Source organism: Kitasatospora sp. NPDC059722 (assembly GCF_042733235.1).
In the GTDB taxonomy this organism is placed as follows: domain Bacteria; phylum Actinomycetota; class Actinomycetes; order Streptomycetales; family Streptomycetaceae; genus Kitasatospora.
Map to the genome: position 1 here is coordinate 1 of NZ_JBHWGD010000218.1, position 4,536 is coordinate 4,536.

5 protein-coding genes are annotated in these 4,536 nt (G+C 75.9%); 3 read left to right on the top strand and 2 right to left on the bottom strand.

Translation table 11 applies throughout. The features are described 5' to 3' along the window. Positions 1-649 (bottom strand): phosphate ABC transporter substrate-binding protein PstS (locus ACFV4F_RS42510; protein ID WP_380511221.1); only part of this gene is annotated, 649 nt, incomplete at its 3' end. A 254-nt stretch (positions 650-903) separates the two neighbouring features. After that, positions 904-1,770 (bottom strand): NAD(P)H-binding protein, encoded by an 867-nt coding sequence (locus tag ACFV4F_RS42515; protein ID WP_380511224.1) that lies wholly within the window; start codon positions 1,768-1,770, stop codon positions 904-906. 254 nt (positions 1,771-2,024) lie between these two features. Between ACFV4F_RS42515 and ACFV4F_RS42520 the strand changes: the two genes are divergently transcribed. The 3 genes from ACFV4F_RS42520 to ACFV4F_RS42530 all read left to right on the top strand — a co-directional run bounded on the left by ACFV4F_RS42520 (position 2,025) and on the right by ACFV4F_RS42530 (position 4,531). Next, positions 2,025-2,687, top strand: coding sequence for a pyridoxamine 5'-phosphate oxidase family protein (locus ACFV4F_RS42520; RefSeq protein WP_380511227.1), 663 nt, complete (start codon positions 2,025-2,027; stop codon positions 2,685-2,687). A 32-nt stretch (positions 2,688-2,719) separates the two neighbouring features. Further along, the gene (locus tag ACFV4F_RS42525) at positions 2,720-3,877 is read left to right on the top strand and encodes an MFS transporter (RefSeq protein ID WP_380438761.1); all 1,158 of its coding nucleotides are present in this window, start codon (positions 2,720-2,722) and stop codon (positions 3,875-3,877) included. 87 nt (positions 3,878-3,964) lie between these two features. Next, positions 3,965-4,531 (top strand): MFS transporter, encoded by a 567-nt coding sequence (locus ACFV4F_RS42530; protein ID WP_380511230.1) that lies wholly within the window; start codon positions 3,965-3,967, stop codon positions 4,529-4,531. The last annotated feature ends 5 nt before the right edge of the window (positions 4,532-4,536 follow it).

Here is a 4,536-nt window from a genome sequence, read left to right on the forward strand (position 1 = left end):
ACCCCGCGCCCCCGTGGGTGTTGGCTACGTCGGAGGACAGTTTGAAGGTGGTGCCGGAGTCGTCCGAGCGGTGGAAGGACTGGATGTCGGCGTCCGGCAGCTTGGCGCCCGGGTTGAGGGCGGCGATCGCCTGGTCGTTCCACTTGGTGATCTGCGAGTCGAAGATCTTGGCGGCGGTGGGGCCGTCCAGGATCAGGTTGTCGACGCCGTCGACGTTGTAGACCAGGGAGACGAGGCCGGCCACCATCGGCAGGTCGATCGCCTTGCCGCCGGTGCAGACGGCCTTCGAGGCGTCGACGTCGGCGGGCTTGAGCGCGAAGTCGGAGCCCGCGAACTGGACCTTGCCCTGGTTGAACTGCTGGACGCCCGCGCCGGAGCCGCCGCCGCTGTAGTTGACGGTGGTGCCCGAGCAGGACGCGGCGTAGAGGTTCTTCCACACGTCGATCGCGGGGCCCTGCGCGGTGGAGCCGGCGCCGAGGAGCGAGCCGTTCTTGCCGCAGCTGATCGACGCGCCGCCGGCGGCTGAGGAACCGCTCGCCGCGGGGGCCGGGTTGTTGTCGTCGCTGCCGCACGCCGTCAGGGACAGGGCGCCCACCAGTGCCACCGCACTCAGGGCAAGGCTGCTGGACCGGCGGTTCCGCTGGAGCATCTCTTCGTTTCCCCTCGTTCTTCACGGCCCGCGCTCGGACGCGGGTTCCGGGGGCCTGGTGATCCCCGGGGTGAAGAATTTAGACGGGGGAGGTGAACAGATCTTCCGCCCGCGCTGAACCGGCGGTGAACCGGGGCGGTCCGGAGTGGCGGTGATCACACGGGCGGAGCAGCCGCCGTCGGCCGTCCGGGTGAGGGCGACGGCGGCGGCCCGCCGACGTGGGGTCAGCCGACGTGGGGTCAGTCGACGCGAGGTCAGTCGGCAAAGGCCCCGGCGTGCTCGGCGGCGAACTCGGCGAAGGAGCGGGCCGCACGGCCGGTCAGCTTCTCGACGTCCGGGCTCACGGCGGAGGCGTGCCCGGCCGCGTACAGGCCGTAGAGCTCGACCATGCCCTCGGCACGCCACGGGTCCCAGCCGGCGTCGAGCATGCCGGCGAGGGCGGCGTCGGGGGCGACGGCGGTGTACCGCACCGTGCGGCCGGCCACCGCGCCCAGCTGCTCGGCGAGGGCGTCGTGGGTGAGCGCCGCCGGGCCCGTCAGGGTGTGGACGGCGCCCTCGTGGCCCTCCGTCGCCAGCACCTCGACGGCCGCCGCGGCGACGTCCCGCGCGTCGACGTACGACACCGCGCCCTCGCCGCCCGGCACGGCCAGCCGGCCCGCCCGCACGCTCTGCGCCATGCCCAGGAAGTTCTGGTAGAAGCCGTTCGGCGCGATCACGGTCCACGGCAGGCCGCTCGCCCGCAGGTGGTCCAGGCCCGCGACGTGCGAGGCCACGAACCGGACGCCCGCCGGGCGCTGCTCTATGCCAGCGGCGGCGTGCAGGACGACGCGCGGCCGGCGGCCGGTGCGCACTGCCGCGTCGATCACGTTCCGCTCGTGGTCGGCCATGTCCGGGTGGACGGCGACCAGCAGGTAGACCACGTCGGCGCCGGCGAGCGCCGCGTCCAGCGAGGCCGGGTCGGAGAAGTCGGCGGCGGCCTTCTCGACCCCGCCGTCCCACTCCGCCGGCGCCTCGGCGGGATTGCGCAGCAGCGCGCGGACGCTCTCGCCGCGCTCGCGCAGCCCCGTGACGATCTTCGAGCCGACCGTGCCGGTGGCACCCGTCACTACGATCATGGACATCTCTTCTCCCCGTGCTCGACCCGAACCTGATTACGCATCAGGTCAGATGATCGCAGTTCGACGGGAATCGGATCAAGGCGCGTCCACCAGGCGGTGGGCGGGACGGGCCGGGCCGGCGACACGCACGGTGGTCCGGCCGTGCTCGACTTGGCGGCGGCCGGGCGATTGGATGGGCCCGCGCCAGTGCCGAGGGCCCCGCCGGAGCCGAGGGGGCCGGGGCCCGTCCGGACCAGCCCAGCCGAGGAGCCGCCACCGTGACCGACACCCCAGCCGCCGAGCCCGGCGCCGCCGCCGCGGCCCGCAGGATCGCCGAAAGGCGTGAGCAACTCGGAATCAGCGAAGATGAGTTGGCGCAGCGCGCGGCGATGGCGCCGAACTACCTGCGCCACCTGCTGACGGCCGGCCCCGCCTTCGACCCGGGCGGATTCGTCCGCATCGCCGCCGTGCTCGGAACCACCCGGGAGGTCCTCGTGGAGGGGCGCGCCGACGCCCCGCCCGGGCAGGGGGCGCCGGGGCCGCGCCCGCGCCTGCTCGACCTCGGCGAGACCGAGTGCTGGGAGCTGGTCGGCACCCACGGGGTGGGCCGGGTCGGCCTGCCGGTGCGGCCTGGCCCGGTGGTGTTCCCGGTCAACTACGTCGTGGACAAGGGCTCGTTCGCGTACCGGACGGCCACCGGCAGCGTGACCGACCCGGAGGACGGCGTGGAGGCGTCCTTCCAGGTCGACCACCTCGACGAGTACCTCGGCCGCGGCTGGACCGTCCTGGTGCTCGGCACCGCGCACCACGTCACGGACGAGGAGGAGCTCCGGCACCTCGCGGGCCTGCCGGGCTCGGCCCCGTGGGCGGGCGGCGACCGGCCGCTGTGGGTGCGGATCCGGCCGGACGGCGTCACCGGACGGCGGATCGTCAGCGGGTGACCAGGGACCGGGGGACCGGAGGGACCGCGCCGATGCGACCGTGGCGGTTCGTCGTCTGGTGGGGGATCATCAGCCTCCTGGCGGACTTCGTGTACGAGGGCGCCCGGTCGGTCACCGGCCCGCTGCTCGCCTCGCTCGGGGCCTCCGCCGTGGTGGTCGGCGCGGTGACGGGCGCCGGGGAGGCGGCGGCGCTGGGCCTGCGGCTGGTGTCGGGGCCGCTGGCCGACCGCACCGGGCGCTTCTGGGCGCTGACGATCGCGGGCTACGCGCTCACCGTGCTGTCCGTGCCGCCGCTCGGCGTCGTCGGGGCGCTCGGGCCGGCCTGCGTGCTCGTCGTCGCGGAGCGGGTCGGCAAGGCGGTGCGCTCCCCGGCCAAGGACACGCTGCTCTCGCACGCCACCGCCGCGACCGGCCGCGGCCGGGGCTTCGCCGTCCACGAGGCGCTCGACCAGGTCGGCGCGGTGGTCGGGCCGCTCACCGTCGCCGGGGTCCTGGCGGCGGGCGGCGGGTACGGCCCGGCGCTCGGCGTCCTCGCGATCCCGGGCGCGGCCGTCCTGGTGCTGCTCGGGTGGCTGCGCACCCGGGTGCCCGACCCCGCGGTGTACGAGCCCGCCGCAGTGCCCGAAGCCCGCCGGGAGCGGTCCCGATCGCGCCGCCTGCCACGGGTGTTCTGGGTCTACGCGGCCTTCACGGCCACCACGATGACGGGCTTCGCGACCTTCGGCCTGCTCTCCTACCACCTCGTCCAGCGCCACCTGCTCTCCGTCTCGCTGATCCCGGTGCTGTACGCGGGCGCGATGCTCGCCGACGCGGCGGCGGCCCTGGTGGCCGGGTGGCTGTACGACCGCGTCGGCCCGCGCGTCCTGCTGGCGCTCCCGGCCCTGGCCGCCGCCGTCCCGGCCCTGGCGTTCACGGACACCCTGGCGGCGGCGGTCACGGGCGCACTCCTCTGGGGTGCGGCGACCGGCCTCAGCGAGGCGACGCTCCGCGCCACCATCGCCGACCTCGTCCCGGCCCCCAATCGCGCCACCGCGTACGGCGTCTTCGCGGCCGTGACGGGCGCGGCCACCCTGGCCGGAGGCGTCCTGACGGGCGCCCTGTACGAGACGTCGATCCCCGCGCTCGTCGCGGTCGTGGCCGCGATCCAGGCCGCGTCGCTCGTCCTCCTGGCCGTCGTCCGCCGACGGTGACGGTGACGGTGGAGGTGGCGGTGCCGGCCCCGGCGGCTCGTTCTCGGCTTGCCCTCGACCAACTGGAGGGCCCTACGGTCGCCCGTCATGCGAACCATCGGCACCACGCGCGTCCCGCCCGTCCCGCCCGTACGGCGACCGGCCCTGCCCCGGCCCTACCTGCTCTGGCTCGCCGGCACCCGGGCCTCACTGGCCGGCGACGCGGCCCTGACCTTCGCCCTCGGGTGGGCGGCGAGCGCCCACGGCGGCCGGACGGCGGCCCTCGTCCTGACCGCGATCACCCTGCCCCGGACCGTCCTCCTCCTGCTCGGCGGGGCCGTGGGGGACCGCGCCGGCGCCCGCCGCGTGATGATCGCCGGGGACGCGGTCATGCTCGCCGCCGCACTCGGGCTCGCCGCGACGAGCGGGGCGTCGGCGGCGCCCGTCTGGATGCTGATCGCCTTCGCCGCCGTCACCGGGATGGTCGACGCGTTCTACCTCCCCGCGACCGGCTCCATGCCGCGCCGCCTCGTCGGCCCCGAGCAACTGCCCCGGGCGATGGCCCTCCAGCAGGCCGGCAGCCAGGTGGCGGCGCTGCTCGGCGCCCCGATCGGCGCGGCGCTGGTCGCGGCGGCGGGCGGGGGCGGGGGGGGCCGGGTGGTCGCGGGGCCGTGAGCGGC